Here is a 14,277-nt window from a genome sequence, read left to right on the forward strand (position 1 = left end):
GGCGAGGCCTCAACCCGTTCGTCCGAGAACCAGCCGCTCGGAGTTCCGCCGGATGCGGTCGGCCTCGGCGGTGAGCCCGGCGGCTTCCAGTTGTCCGAGGACCCAGTCCAGCGCCGCCTGCATGGTGGGCGCGACGTAGTACGGGGCGGGCATGGGCTTGAGGTGGAAGACGACGCTCACGACCAGCCGGATCACGGGCGAGGTGATGATGAGGCAGGTGCCGAGCCCCACCTGCCGGAACAGCTCCTCGTGCTCGCGCAGGAACCGGGCCATGAGCTGGCGCTGCGCGGTCGGGATTCCGGTGAAGGAACGCGCGTCGATGATGCTGACGTACTTCTCTCCACGCCGGAGGCACGCACTCAGTTTGGCCTGGTACTCCAGCTGCTGCTCCACCGAGGGGCTGCCCACGTAGCCCACCAGGAGCAGTGGCCACAGCGACTCGTCATCAAAATCGACCCGGCCCGCCATGATCTGCGACCCCCGAGGTGAGGCTGATAGCGCGTCAGGACCCCCATCTCCAGGGGTTCACCGCACACTCTGGCTCCCCACCGGGTCGCGTGCAACGGCCTGCCTGCCCGGGTGCCCTGCCTGGCCACTCGCGCCGGTCCGCGGCCCGTGGGAGCGTAGCCGGTCAGCGCTCCACGTCCATAGGTGGAACAATGGATTTGAACCTCCTGGGCCTCTTCGTGGCCGTCGCGGAGACAGGCAGCTTCTCGGAGGCGGCCCGCAAGCTCGGGCTGCCCAAGTCCTCCGTGAGCCGGGGCGTGGCGAGCCTCGAGGCCTCGGTGGGCGCGCAGTTGCTCCACCGCACGACACGCCACGTCTCGCTGAGCACCGCCGGTGCGGCGCTGTACGAGCGCGCGGCGCCCCTGCTCGCCTCGCTGAAGGAAGCCGTCGGCACCCTGCCCGAGCGGGAGGAAGCACCCTCGGGCGAGCTCCGGCTCACCGCGCCGCATGACATGGGCGCCACCTTCCTCCCCGAGGTCATCGCGCGCTTCACCACGCGCTTTCCCTCGGTGCGGGTCGACTGCCGCCTCACCAACCGGAACGTGGACCTGGTGGCGGAGGGCTTCGACCTCGCGCTCCGCGCCTCGGGAGCGAAGCTGGCGGATTCCTCGCTGGTGGTGCGGCGGCTCGGGGCCATCGACGTGCAGCTCTTCGCGTCGCCGACGTACCTCGCACGCCGGGGCACGCCCCGCGCCCCCGAGGACCTGTCCCAACACGATTTCGTCGCGTTCCGGGGGCTCAAGTTCCTCGGCGGGCTGGGACTCTCGGAGAAGCACTCCCGCGTGCTCGGCGATGACATGCTCTTCCTGCGCGAGACGGTGAAGGCGGGCGCGGGCATCGCCATCCTCCCCGCGTTCCTCGCACAGGCGGACGTGACCTCCGGGCAGCTCGTCCGCGTGCTGCCGCGCTACACGCAACCGGCGACGTCTCTCGTCATGCTGTACCCGCGCACCCAGCACGTCCCGAAGAAGGTGTCGGCCTTCCGCGACTTCCTGCTCGAGTACCTCAAGGGACGGCCGCTCTCGGCCCCCGCCAACGGGAGCTGAGCCGGGGCGCTCCCCTTCCCTGCCCCGCCTCTCAGCCGAGCAGCACCGAGCGCATCGACAGCGAGGCGAGATCGAATCCGCTCACCGGGAAGCGCACGGTGTCTCCGTCATTGGCGGCGCCAGCGGCGTACAGCATCGGGAGGAAGTGATCGATGCTCGGGTGCGACAGCCGGCCCGCGTCGGTCTCGATGACGCGCGCGAGGAAGGCGCCGTCGTGCTGCTCGAAGGCCCGGGCCACGTCCGCATCGAAATCCACGGCCCACTTCGGGGGCGTGAGGTTGCCGGACTGCATGTTCGAGAAGGCATGGCGCAGGTTGTGCGTCACGTTGCCACTGCCCATCACCAGCACGCCCTCGTCCCGGAGACCGGCGAGCGCTCGGCCCAGCGCGAGGTGCTCGGAGGGCGCGAGCCGCGCGTCGATGCTCAGCTGAACGACTGGCACATCCGCCGCGGGACGCAGGTGGTGGAGCACGGTCCAGGTGCCATGATCGAGCCCCCAGTCGTTCTGCACCGACGCGCGCGAGGCCCCGAGGAGCTTCACCACGCGCTGCGCGAGCTCGACGCTGCCGGGGGCCGGGTACTGCATCTGGTAGAGCGCACGAGGGAATCCACCGAAGTCGTGGATGGTGGGCGGGTGCTCGTTCCCGGTGAGGAAGGTGCCGGGAAGGAACCAGTGGGCGGAGATGGAGAGGATGGCCCTGGGCCTGGGCAGCTGCCCGGCGAGCGAGCGGAAGCCCTGGGTCCAGGTGTTGTCCTCGATGGCGTTCATCGGAGAGCCGTGCCCGATGAAGAGCACCGGCATGCGCGACGCGGAAGTGGGGATCATGGGGGAGGCTCCCTCCTGGGGCGGGCGCGAGGCACGGGCCGAATCGCGGCAGCCGGACAATGGCAAGGTCGTGGCGACACCGAGTGCGGCAACGGCCTTGAGGACGCTGCGCCGGTCAGGTCGGTACGAGGACATGGAGAAAGCATGCGCGGCGGGCCCCCGTTCCACTAGAGGCCCACGGAGCAAATCACCGTTCCCCCCGTGGAACAGTGGGCTCAGCCGCTCAGCGGGTGAAGCCCTTCGCCTGGGTGCAGTAGCCACCAAAGTCGCAGGGAACGAGCGCCTCCGGGTGCCCCCTCACAAGGCTGGAGGAACGGGGAACGAAGCTCCCCGTCATATAGCGCCCGTGCTCGAACGGCCTTGCGCCCCGCTATTTGATCGTCACGGAGACCGCCGCGGACGTGGTGACATTGCCCGCCCCGTCGGTGGCCCTGGCCGTCAGCGTGTGCGTGCCCTTGGCCGCGCTCAGGATGCTCCAGCTCACGCTGTAGGGCGCGGTGGTGTCCGTTCCGAGGACGGTGCCGCCATCGTAGAACACCACCTGGGTCACGCCGCTGGTGTCGCTCGCACTGGCCTGAATGGTGGTGCTCAGGGACAGTGCCGAGAACGACGCTCCGTTCGCCGGAGAGGTGATGGCCACGGCAGGGCCGGTGTTGTCCACGGTGACGGTGCGGGAGGCACTCTGGACATTCCCGGCGGCGTCGTAGGCCTTGACGGAGAGCGTATGGCTGCCACTGGCCACCCCCGTGGTGTCCCAGCTCAGGCTGTGAGAGGTCGAGGTATCCGTCCCCAGCAGCGTCTGCCCGTCATAGAACTCGACCCGCTCGACGTACCGGTTGTCGGTGGCGTTGGCCATCACCGTCACGGTTCCATGGAGGTTCGCGGCCGCGGGCGCGCTGATCGACACCTGCGGCGCGATGTTGTCCACGAGCACCGAGAGCTCCGTGGAGGTCGCCGTGAGGCCAACACCATCGTAGGCCTTCGCCGTGAGCGTGTGGGTGTCCTCCGCCGCGCCCACGGTATTCCAGCTCACGGAGTACGGCGCGCTGGTCGCGGTGCCGATCAGCGTCTGCCCGTCATAGAACTCGACCTTCGCGAGGGTCTGGTTGTCGCTGGCGTTGGCCGACACCTGGACGGTCCCGTGGACGTAGAAGGTGCCCGAGGGAGCCGTGAGCGACACCTGCGGCGCGGTGTTGTCGACGATCACCGTGACCCCCACGGAGGTCCCCGTCAGGCCCACGCCATCGTAGGCCTTCGCCGTGAGCGTGTGGGTGCTCCCAAACACGCTCGCGGTATTCCAGCTCACGGAGTACGGCGTGCTGGTCGCGGTGCCGATCAGCGTCGGACCATCGTAGAACTCGACCTTCGCGACGGACCGGTTGTCGCTGGCGGTGGCCGTCACCTGGACGCTTCCCTGGACGTACGTGGCCGTGGGCGAGGTGAGCGACACTTGCGGAGCGGTGTTGTCGACGAAAACCGCGACCCCCACGGAGGTCGCCGTGAGGCCCACGCCGTCGTAGGCCTTCGCCGTGAGCGTATGGGTTCCCTCCACCACGCCCGCCGTATTCCAGCTCACGCTATAGGGCGCCGTGGTGTCCGTGCCCACCAGCGTCTGCCCGTCATAGAACTCGACCTTCGTCACGCTGGTGTCGTCGTCCGCCGTGGCCGTCACCGTCACCGTGCCGCGCAGCGTGGCATTGCTGGCCGGTGCGGTGAGCGCCACCGTCGGGGGCGTCACGTCCGGCAGCGGCGGGCCCACCGCGAACACCAGGTCGTCATGATCGTCGTTGGAGCCGGTGCTGCAGGCGGAGGGGCCGCTCCCGCCATACCGGAAACCGGCTCGCACCGCCTGCAGACTCCCCGTGGGCAGGACGTACTGCGCCGAGAGGGTCTGCGTGCCCGTCTGGCTCGCCTTGAGCGTGGTCAGGTACGTCCACACCGGCGCGGCGGCATCGCTCGCGGTGTAGAGGTCGAGCGAGTCGGAGGTGGTACTGGTGACTTCAACCCCGACGTCGATCCGGACGCGCTGGCCTTCCGCCAGGGGAACCCCATTCACGCCAGAGACCCGGAGCCAGTGAATCTGCTCGGGCTGGGAATACGAGCTCCCCGTCCCATCAACACAGCCATCGAGCGTGTTCGGCGCATGGAGCTCGGAGCCATACACATAGTTTCCGCGGCCCTGCACGAGCGTCTCGGAATCACAGACAGTGGAGGCCTGGGCGCACACGGGGACCTTCCGCGTGGCGTCATAGACGGCGGTGCCGGGCTGGGCCACGCTCACCGTGACCGCGGCGCTCGTGGTGGAGTTGCCCGCCGAGTCATAGGCCTTCGCGGTGAGGGTATGGCTGCCGTTGCGCACCGAGTGGCTGTCCCAGCTCGCGGCGTAGGGCGGCGAGGAGACGCTAGCGACGTAGGCGCCATCGACATAGAAGGTGACCATGTTCATGGAGCGGTCATCGCTCGCGCTCGCCTGGAGGGAGACCACCCCCGACAGGCTCGCGCCCTGCGCGGGCGAGGTGAGGGCCACCACCGGAGGCGTGACGTCATTGTTCACGGTGAAGGAGCGCGAGGCCGACACGCCCACGTTCCCAGCGGAGTCGTAGGCCCTGGCGACCAGGGTGTGCGCGCCATTCGCAATGCTCCGGCTGTTCCAGATGTAGCCGTACGACGGGCCGTAGGGAGTAGAGCCCACGGACGTTCCATCGACGAAATACTCCACCCGGGACATGAGGTCGTCGTCGACGGCGTTCGCCGACAGGGTGACGGAACCGCTCACGGTGACGCCTTCCGCGGGCGAGGTCACGGAGACCGTGGGCGGGGTGACGTCCTTGGTCACCGTCACCACCACTCCAGGCGAGCTCCCCACGTTGTCATAGACGTCGTACGCCCTGGCCGTCAGCGTGTGGTCTCCATTCGCCACGGCGCTCGGGTTCCACGAGATCGCGTAGGGCGAGGAGGAGCTGGTGCCCATCAAGGAGCCATCCACGTAGAACTCGACACGGGAGACCTGCGTGTTGTCGGTGGCACTGGCCTGGAGCGTCACGCTCCCACGCACCGTGGTGCCCGCCGAGGGAGAGGTGAGCGACACCGTGGGCGCGATGGAATCACGTGCGACGGTCACGTTCACCGGCGCGGAAACCTCCACGTTGCCCGAGGCGTCGTACGCGCGGGTGGACAGGGCGTACGGGCCGGTCGGCTCGGGGGCGGTGTTCCAGCTGAAGCCATACGGAGACGTGTAATCGGTGCCGAGCAGGCGGGTGCCCGCGTAGAACTCGACCCGCGTCACCTTGCTCGGGTTGCCGGCCGAGGCGGAGAGCGTCACCGTTCCCACCAGGGTCGCCCCCTCGGTGGGGCTGGTGAGGGTGGCGAGCAGCGACGCGTGATCGTTGTTCACCGTCACCACCACGGGGCTCGAGGGGCCCGCGTTCCCGGCGGCATCCCGGGCCACCGCGGTCAGCGAGCGGCTGCCATTGGGCGTGTTCCAGGTATTCCAGCTCAGGCTGTACGGCGGCGTGTCATCGGTCCCGAGCAGCGTCGTCCCCTCGTAGAACTCCACGCTCGTCACGTCGTAGTCATCGCTCGCGGTGGCCGTCGCCGTGACAATCCCTGACAGTACCGTGCCCGCGGCCGGAGAGGTGAGCTGCGCGGACGGCGGCGTGGTGTCCGGCTCGTCGGCGAGCGTGAAGACCAGGTCATCGTGGTCGTTCTCGGAACCGGAGCTGCACGAGGAGACGGTCGTGGTCTTGCGGTAGTTCGCGCGCACGGCCTGCACGCTTCCGGAGGGCAACCGGTACTCCGCGGAGAGCGTCTGCGAGGCATACACGCTCGGCTTGAGCGTGGCCAGGAACGTCCACGACGGATGGGCCGCGTCACTCGTGTAGTACAGGTCCAGGGACTCCTGGGTCGAGCTGTAGGACCAGACGTTGACGTCGATGCGGACCCGCTTTCCAGCAGCCAGGTTCGTTCCGTCCAGCCGCGACACGCGGATTCTATCAATGGACAGCGTGGACGAGTGATAGGTCCCCATGCTGCCGTCGGCGCACCCATCCAGGGTGTTGGGCGTGTGGGGCTCGGACGAGCCCTTGCTATTGAGCAGCTTTCCCGAATCGCAGTAGTCAGACGCCAGGGTACAGGTCGGGGCCTTCAGGGTCGCATCGTATGCCGCACCACCCCGGTTACTCAGGTTGACGGTGACGGCGGCGCTCGTCGTCGAGTTGTACTGGGTATCGACGGCCTGGGCCGTCAGCGTGTGGCTGCCATTGGTCTCGATCGTCGAGTCCCACGTCGCCGTGTAGGGAGCCGACAGGCTTCTGCCGATCCAGCTTCCATCGACAAAGAAGTCCACCCAGGAGATCTGCCGATTGTCATTCGCGGAGGCCTCGATGGAGACCTGGCCGCTCACGGTCGCTCCGGAGGCCGGCGAAGTGACGGCCACCGTCGGAGGCGTGTAGTCGTTGTCCACCACCGCGTGCACCGGCCCCACGAGGGTGGCGTTGCCGGCCGCGTCATAGGCCTTCGCGTAGATCGCCATGGTGCCATTGGCATAATTTCCGCGGGTGCTCCAAGACACATCGTAGGGAGCCGTCGAGCTGCTGCCCATGAGACTGTAGGGAGAGGGCGGGTTCGTATAGTAGTACTCGACACGCACGCTCCCTCCCCGGTCATCACTGGCGCTGGCACTCATGTGCACATACCCGCTCACGACCTCTCCCTCCGCGGGCGTGAGGAGGGTCACCTGCGGCGGAACGAGATCGTTGTTGACGATGACGTCGACAGGGTTCGACGTGGTGTTGAGACCCACGGCGTCGTAGGCCCGCGCCGTGAGGCGGTGCGTGCCATTGGGCTTTCCCTTCGTGTTCCACTGCACGGAGAAGGGAGGCGCGGTGGCAGTGCCGATGAGGGCCGTGCCGTCGTACAGCTCGACACGCGCCACTCCGAAGTTGTCGTCCGCCGCCACCCCGAGGGTGATGGTGCCTTCCACCGAGGCGCCCGCGGCGGGCGAGGTGATCGCCACCGTGGGCGGAACGTTGTCCGTCTCCTGGCCCACCGCGAAGACCAGATCATCGTGGTCGGAGAGCGTCCCCGTGTTGCACGCCTGGGCGCTGCCCTGGGTGCGGTACACCCCGCGGATGGCCTGCACGCCGCCCTGGGGCAGGAGGAAGGTGGTCGAGAGCACCCGGTCGCGGGTGCCGTTGGGATAGAGGGTCGTGAGGAACGTCCAGGCCGGGTTGCTCGCGTCGGCCGCGGAGTAGAGATCCAGGTATTCCGCCCCGACACTGGCGCGGACCGTCGCCTGGATCGTCACCTGCTTGCCCTCGGCGAGCGCGGTACCATCGGCCCGGAAGACGGCCAGCCGCTGCAGCGCGGGAGCGGGGAGCTCCGGCCGGTCCGCTCCGTCCGCGCAGCTGCCTGCCAGGGTGTTCGGGGCATGGAGCTCGGGGCCGAGCGCTCCCCTCCCCTCGAGCAGCCACACCGAGTCACACCGGTTGCCCACGGCCGTGCAGGCGGGCACCTGCCACTGCGCGTCGAAGGTCGCGTTGCCCGTGTTCTGGACCGTCACCTCCACGGGCGCGCTCGTGCTCCAGCCGCAGCTGTCGTCGTACGCCCGGACGGTGAGGGTGTTGGACCCGTTGCTGGCGGCGGTGGTGTCCCACGTCACCGCGTAGGGCGGCGACGTGTCCGTGCCGAGCAGGTGCGTGCCGGCGTAGAACTCGACCTTCACGACGCCCACGTCGTCCGTGGCGGTGGCGGAGAGGGTCACCGTGCCGCTCAGCGCCGCTGCGGCCGCGGGCGCGGTGAGGGCGACCTGCGGGGGCTGGGTCACCTCCTGCACCGGGCAGGGCAGGTACAGCAGCCGGTTCGGCGCGCCCTCGGTGTAGAGGACCTTGTCCGGCGTCGCGCGGCTGATGAGCCGGTTCGCGACCTCCTCGGGCGTGGCGGTGGGGTTGCCTTCCAGGTAGAGCGCGACCGCGCCGGTCACATGGGCGGCGGCCATGGAGCTGCCACTGGCCATGTTGGTGGTGCCGTAATAACCATAGGGACCCGTTTCACCCGGCCAGGCCGAGACGATCTGGAAGCCCGGCGCGAAGAGGTCCACGCAGCTGCCGTAGTTCGCGTACGAGTACCGGGTGTCCGTGTCGGTGGTCGCGCTGACGGTGATCGCCGCCGGAAGCCTCCCGGGAGAGCTGGAGCACGCATTCCCACCGAAGTTGAAGGGGCCGCCCTCGGTGTCGCCCGCGGCGAGGACGTAGGTGATGCCCACGCTGATGGAGCGGGAGATCGCGTCCTCCAGGGCCTGGGTGTCGGCCCAGGCCGTCAGGCTCATGTTGGCCACCGCCGGCTTCACGTGGTTGGCCGTCACCCACTCGATGCCCCGGATGGCGTCGGAGACGTAACCCGCGCCGTCGCAGCCGAGCACGCGCACCGCGTGCAGCTTCACCCCCTTGGCGACGCCATACGTCTTGCCTCCGATGATTCCCGCCACATGGGTGCCGTGGCCATTGCAGTCCGGGCTGCCCTGGTTCCAGCTGTAGCTGGCGACGTCATATTCGAAGCGGGCGCGGCCCTCGAACTCGGTATGGGGCGTCCAGATGCCCGTGTCGAGCACGTAGACATGCACCCCACTGCCCGTCCGGCTGTAGGAATAGCCCTGGTCCACCGGCAGGTCCCTCTGGTCGATCCGATCCAGGTTCCACGGGGGCGACGCCTGCGTGCCGGCGGCCTTGATCTGGCCGTCCTCCTCGACGTAGCGCACGCGCGGGTCCAGGCTCAGCCGCCGTGCGTCGGCCTCGGTCATCGTCGCGACGAACCCCGGGAGGGAGTGCGAGAACACCTGCCCGACCTGCGCCCCATGGAGCGAGGCCAGCGCGGAGGCCGCGGACGCCACGTGTTGAGCCGGCGCCTGGAACGAGGCCGACGCGACATTGTCCTCGAGGACGACGATGTACCGCCCGGGGAAGGCCTTCTCGGTCTTCAACAACCGGGTGCCGGCGACGAACGCCTTGCCACCCGGGCGTGCGGACCGCGGGGACTCGGCGGCGGCCGTGCTGGAAGAGGTCCCCGAGTCACAGGCCAGGAACGTGAGGCTCACAGCCAGGAGGAATGGAAAAACGCGCATACCCGTAATTGTATGATGGCCGTGAAAATGGATCACGCTCCGAGTGAGGCGGACCCTCGCGGGGCCAGATACCGCGGCATGTCAATTCCGGAGAACCCTACAGGGCTTGTCACTTGCCTTGACTCGTAGGGTCAAATCCGCTCCGCTGTACGAGCAGGAAGGGCAGCCATGGAGGCACGGCACGTGTCGAACGAGAAGACAGGGAAGGACGGTGGGACGGGGCAGTTCCAGCTCGGCCATCGCTTCGAAGAGGTGGGGCCTGGACTGGGAAGCCTCTACGCAGCGCGGCGTGCCGATACGGGGAGCCCCGCCCTGACCCTGCTCCCCGGAGACCGCGTGGAATGGCAGCCGGCGGGGGAATGGAAGATGCGGCTGTCCTGCCAGCCGGAAGCCCCCTCGGTGACGCTGGAGGTGGAGCAGGCACCGGCCTCGGCGCGGATGACGGAGCTGGCGGACATCCTCGTGCTCATGACCTCGGCCATCGAACACGTGGAGGACAACCCACGGGCGCTGGCGCACCTCACGGGAGGGCGGGAGCGACCCAGGGCCCGGTGGGGAATGCGTGCCGTCGCGGGGCTCGCCGTGCTCGCACTGGGCCTGGGTGTCTGGCTTCATGGCACACGCGCTCCCGAATCCCTGTCGCCCACCTCGCCCGGCATGGAGGCCCCAAGGCCCTCCCCAATCGATGCACCGGACGTGCTCACCAACAATGACTCACAAGCAGCGGCGCCTTCCTATCCGCTGCCCTCGGAGCCCTTTCGCAATCAGGCGAAGGCCCCTTGCAGGGCCGACGCCGATGAGCTCGAAATCAATGGAGGATGCTGGATGACGCTCGAGCGGCGCCCGCCCTGCTCCGTGACCCAGGCCGAGTACAAGGGCAAGTGCTACATGCCCGTCTCGAAGGACCGGGGCCGTCTGCCGCAATCCGCGCAACCCTGAGAGGCACCAGGCCCGGAGCGTCGCTGGAGACAGGGCATGTGCCGCGTGTAGCCTGGAACACACGGAGGACGTTGCATGCCCGGGAGCGCCGCCATCTACAGCCGAAGGAATGAGCTTCCCTTCATCCACGAGCTCAAGGAGGTGGCGCCGGGAGGCGAGGTGTCCTGGGACGTGCCCCGGCAGCTCGTCGTGCACCAGGGGTCAGGGTCGTCATCGAGCAGTTGCCCCGGGGCGGCTGACCTCACATCTGGAGGATCTGCTGGGCTTTCTCCAGGAGCGGTGCACGCTGCACGACCCGTCGCTCGTCCGCCGCATCGGCAAGATGCGGCAGTGCGTGACCCTCACCTTCACGCCGGAAGCCGATGCCGAGGGCCGATGTGCCGCGCTCCTCCGAGGGCTCGCCGGGAAGCTGCAAGGCGTCTACTTCCAGGCGTCCTCCGTTCACGCGCCGGATGGCAAGCGGCTCGCCTCACCCAAGCCAGGCACTCCGGCCGTGGACTTCGGAGAAGCCCGGCGCGCGCCTCGCATGGAGGCGTTGCCGAAGGAGGTCGAGCTCGAATCCCTCCCTCCCCCCTGCGTGTGGCGCGGCGGGCGCTGGTGCTGGCTGCCATGGTGAGGCGCGCATTCCTCTACATCGAGCGGTGGACCGATTGCCAGGAGACGCACCTCCGGTTGCTGCGCTGGCTGGACACCCACAAGCTCCTGCTGGAGGCCGAGCCTCCGGAAGCGCTGATGCTGGAGTCGCCCGTGTACTCACTGGAGCAGCCAGAGACCGTGGATGGCGTCTGGCGCGCCCACGGGTTGGCCGTGCTGGCCTGGGCGCTGGGTCTGGGCGAGGTGCCAGAGCATGACGTGGATCCCCATCCCGCAGATCTGACGGGGGAGTTCGGCCTGATGGCCGATTCTCCCCGGGCCCTGGCCAACCCCGTACTCCGGTCACCGGAGTGAGCATTCCCAGTTGAGGGGCGGCGGCCTCGCCCCCCCGCGGGTCTTCTCCCCTCTAGCTCGGGAGCACGTTAGAGCCTCCCGAGCAGCGTCAGGAGATCTCCACAGGCGAGCCTGCACCTCAGCAACTCCTGCTCGGGAACCCTCCGGAAGTGGGCCTGGTCGTTGCGCACGGGCTTTATGGCTTTCAACAGGCCATCGAACTCCGGCTTGCCCGAGAAAGCACCACTGAACAGCGCCCACGCATCTGGAGCAACCATCATCTGCTCGAGCTGTCCGAGGGTGATGAAGTCGAGCACATCCTCGCGGTCCCCGCTTGCCGCGGGAGAGAGCCGATACTGGCCTCTCTTACGGTTCTTCTCGATCTTCTCCCAACCTCCATCACCAAAGACCGCCCGCACCCTATTCTCGACAGGATTGCCCCACTTCTCGGTGTACTTGCGTCGCACCACATCGCGCATGGAGTGCTCGACCTTCTCGATGAGCTCCCACGCATTGCGCTCCTCGTCAGTCCCCTCGGCGGGGTTCATCTCGATGTACGAGATGCCACTCAAGTCTTCGTAGCTCCGGCGGATGATCGTGGCCATCAACGCGCGCCGCTCCGCCAGGAACTTCTCGTACGGCAGCTTCTCCCACCCCGCGGGCAACGCATGCATCACGCCCATCTTCTCCCACGCGGCGGAGGAGAAACGTTTCTTCAGCTCCGGGACGTAATCCGTGGGAGGAGCATCGCCAATCTGGAGGTTGTCGGGCCACTCCAGGAAGGCGAAGTTCGCCGCCTGGTTGATGACCTTCATGTCCCCCACACCGTTCCGCTCGAGCCATGCTCTGGGGAACAGGTGGTGCCGCTCAAGAGCCTTCCTCCTCGAACGGATCGTCGGATCGAGCAGGTCGGAGATCTTCTTGTCGGAGAACAGCACGGGCGCCCCCAGCCGGTTCTGCGCGGCGTAGTAGGCGAACAGCGACGGGCTCTTCGCCGCTGACGTCTCCAGGTCATTCGGGAGGGTGATGGTCCAGAAGTCATGCGTCAGCGTGCTCGCGATGATGCGCTCGAGCACCTCCGCGAAGGCGTCCGCGGTGGCGACCTCCTTCAACCGGTTGAGGTCCTCCTCCATCACCGACTCGGGCGAGCCCGTATAGCGACCCGAGACCGAGATGGTGAAGAACCAGCGCGACACGAGCCTCTGCAGCTTGTGCTCCTCGACGCCGCAGCGCAGCTTGCCAATGAGATAGACGACGTAGGCATAGAGGATGCTCGTCTGCGAGGAAATCATCTCGGAGCTGCGGTAACCAGCCGCGACCAGCACCCCCAAGAACAGGTGCCAATTGTTGAGATCGAGCACGCGATTCTGCGCCTCGCGCAGCTTGTCGAACTGCTGCTGCCGCCGCTCTGCGGAGAATTGGCCCGACTCCGGATTCTTGCCACGCAGGATTTGATACACTGCCTTCAATCTCGCGCGATCGAAGGCGAGCGCCACACTCACCCGGAGCAGTTGATCTGGGGAGGGCTCGATGAAGTGGTTGAAGGGGGACGGCGGGCCTCCCACGGCCACTGGCGTCCGCGCCTGGCGGCAGAAACTCTCGAGCGCCGTCCTCCCCTCCTCCCAGAACACCGACAGCAGCGTCAGGATGAAGTCGGCTTGGTTCAGCTTCACGCCTTCGCTGTTGATGCGAACGAAGATGTTAGAGACGGCCTCCTCTTCCACTCCCGGGAGGATCTTCAGCGCCGTGAAGGGATATTTGTTGAGCGCGACGAGCCGCTCGATGTTGTGCGAAATCGCGTCCTCTTCCTCTTCGTCGAGCCCCTTCTTGTCGTCCAGGTTCTTCAGGAACTCCCGAATGAGCTTGCTCGTTGGCTTCCCGGAGCTCCAGAGTTCGGAGATGTTGGGGATGAACTCGGGATCCTTCCGGATGGCGGCATCCGACACTTCGAACTTCCCGTCGCGCGGCCGGAAGGCGATCTCCACGCGCACCTGACGGAACTCCTCATCCAGGACAGCGTGCCCTCTGAAAACGGCGAAGAGGGACGTCAGGCGCTGCTGGCCATCCACGACGAGCAATTGCGGCACCTTGCTTTGCTTGGCCCCGGTGCCGATCTGACGGGTCCCCTGCACGTTCTCGTTGGTCCAAAAGAGCAGGTAGCCGACCGGATAGCCCCGGTACATCGAGTCGAGAAGGTCGCGGACCTTGGTCCACTTCCACACGAAGGGGCGCTGGATGTCCGGAAGCCCGATGTCGCCCAACTCAACGTAGGAGAGCAGGTTGTCGAGATGGTACTCGACCCGCTCGAAGAGGATCGGCGGAGTCTTGATGGCGACCGCGCGGGGCCGTGGCGTGTCCTGCTCGGACTCTTCCTCACCGCCTCGCGTGGCGAACACGGGCGCGGGCAGCGTCTTGCCCAGGGCCACCTGGAGGCAGGCCAGCGCCCCGGGCGAGTGCAACCGGTAGGTCGGGGGCTGCCTCGCGGTGTCCGCGGCAATCCGCAGGAAGTCGGCGAAGGGCGCACGGAGCTGGTCTACGAGTTCCACGAAGCTCTCCGCCGACAGCTCGATGAGCTGTGTCGAGGGGAAGGTCGAGAACTCCTTGTCCCAGACTCCGTGGGTATCCAGGAGCCCGGCCAACTCCTCGGAGAGGCGCGTCGGCGGCAACCCGAGGTAGACACTGCCCTTGGATAGCCCCACGGCGAGGAGCTTGCCGACATTGAGGCTCACCTGGCGCTTGCGGAGCGTCACGCTCCAGCGCGACTCCCCCAAGCCATGCGCCTGCTGAATCGCCTCGGTGAAGAAGGTAAGGCAACGCGTGCGCAGCGCTTCATTCGGGTATAGCGCGTTCACGATTGCTTCTGCGGACGCGGATTCGAGCCGATCGATTGCCACCTGGATTCCCCACCTCGATAA

General features: G+C 67.5%; 8 protein-coding genes. 3 read left to right on the top strand and 5 right to left on the bottom strand.

Annotated features, from left to right (window positions below):
* Positions 1-9: 9 nt before the first annotated feature.
* Complete coding sequence (locus ACJ8AN_RS31610; protein WP_407759249.1) at positions 10-468, bottom strand: hypothetical protein; 459 nt, start codon at positions 466-468, stop codon at positions 10-12.
* 191 nt (positions 469-659) lie between these two features.
* Between ACJ8AN_RS31610 and ACJ8AN_RS31615 the strand changes: the two genes are divergently transcribed.
* Entirely contained in the window at positions 660-1,553 is an 894-nt protein-coding gene (locus ACJ8AN_RS31615) for a LysR substrate-binding domain-containing protein (RefSeq protein ID WP_407759250.1), read from the top strand.
* Between the two features lie 31 nt (positions 1,554-1,584).
* Here the strand turns inward: ACJ8AN_RS31615 and ygiD are convergent, their stop codons facing one another.
* A complete protein-coding gene (gene ygiD / locus ACJ8AN_RS31620; RefSeq protein ID WP_407759251.1) occupies positions 1,585-2,379 on the bottom strand; it encodes a 4,5-DOPA dioxygenase extradiol in 795 nt (264 codons plus the stop codon).
* Between the two features lie 370 nt (positions 2,380-2,749).
* Complete coding sequence (locus ACJ8AN_RS31625) at positions 2,750-9,496, bottom strand: Ig-like domain-containing protein (RefSeq protein ID WP_407759252.1); 6,747 nt, start codon at positions 9,494-9,496, stop codon at positions 2,750-2,752.
* A gap of 183 nt (positions 9,497-9,679) precedes the next feature.
* On the opposite strand from ACJ8AN_RS31625, the gene ACJ8AN_RS31630 reads away from it, so the two are divergent.
* Positions 9,680-10,435 carry a hypothetical protein gene (locus tag ACJ8AN_RS31630; protein ID WP_407759253.1) on the top strand — a complete coding sequence of 252 codons (756 nt, stop codon included), beginning with the start codon at positions 9,680-9,682 and terminating at the stop codon, positions 10,433-10,435.
* 241 nt (positions 10,436-10,676) lie between these two features.
* Here the strand turns inward: ACJ8AN_RS31630 and ACJ8AN_RS31635 are convergent, their stop codons facing one another.
* The gene (locus ACJ8AN_RS31635) at positions 10,677-10,850 is read right to left on the bottom strand and encodes a hypothetical protein (RefSeq protein WP_407759287.1); all 174 of its coding nucleotides are present in this window, start codon (positions 10,848-10,850) and stop codon (positions 10,677-10,679) included.
* Here ACJ8AN_RS31635 and ACJ8AN_RS31640 point away from each other — a divergent pair.
* Complete coding sequence (locus ACJ8AN_RS31640) at positions 10,811-11,383, top strand: DUF4272 domain-containing protein (RefSeq protein ID WP_407759254.1); 573 nt, start codon at positions 10,811-10,813, stop codon at positions 11,381-11,383. The genes ACJ8AN_RS31635 and ACJ8AN_RS31640 overlap by 40 nt on opposite strands.
* 68 nt (positions 11,384-11,451) lie before the next feature.
* Here ACJ8AN_RS31640 and ACJ8AN_RS31645 read toward each other — a convergent pair whose 3' ends face one another.
* On the bottom strand, positions 11,452-14,214 hold the full coding sequence (locus ACJ8AN_RS31645; RefSeq protein WP_407759255.1) for a DUF262 domain-containing protein: 2,763 nt from the start codon (positions 14,212-14,214) through the stop codon (positions 11,452-11,454).
* Positions 14,215-14,277 lie beyond the last annotated feature (63 nt).

This window comes from Archangium sp. (genome assembly GCF_045802675.1).
GTDB lineage: Bacteria > Myxococcota > Myxococcia > Myxococcales > Myxococcaceae > Archangium.